This window comes from Providencia rustigianii DSM 4541, from assembly GCF_000156395.1.
Lineage (GTDB): Bacteria > Pseudomonadota > Gammaproteobacteria > Enterobacterales > Enterobacteriaceae > Providencia > Providencia rustigianii.
In genome coordinates, this window is record NZ_GG703817.1 from 250,483 (window position 1) to 250,964 (window position 482).

Here is a 482-nt window from a genome sequence, read left to right on the forward strand (position 1 = left end):
TGGTTGCGCGTGGTGAACTTCTTCGTTGGGCAGGGTTCGCAATGCTCACGTACTACTGTACGTTGCGCTTGCTGCACGCTGTCCGCCTTGAATTTCACACTGCTCGCTCATGCCACTCGCTTGTGTGTTTGAAAAACACGTTCAAGTTGAGATTTTTTGAGAGACTCTCACATTGTTTAAGCAAAACAATGTGCGTTGTTTTCAATTTTCAGCTTGTTCCAGATTGTTAAAGAGCATAATTATTCGCAATAGACTATTTGACTAATCTATTCTGAATAATCAGAAAAATTTATGGTGGAGCTAAGCGGGATCGAACCGCTGACCTCCTGCGTGCAAGGCAGGCGCTCTCCCAGCTGAGCTATAGCCCCATAAAGGTAATTCCAGTATCGATTTTTCTTTTCGCAAGAAATTCAGAGTTAATCGAATCAAGACCAGGCATAGATTGACGACGTTTACATGAGTAAACGAGTTAATCTATAACG

At 42.9% G+C, this 482-nt stretch carries 1 tRNA gene; it reads right to left on the reverse strand.

Annotated elements, in window-relative coordinates:
• Nucleotides 1–292: 292 nt before the first annotated feature.
• Nucleotides 293–368, reverse strand: a tRNA-Ala gene (locus PROVRUST_RS01230).
• Nucleotides 369–482: the final 114 nt, after the last annotated feature.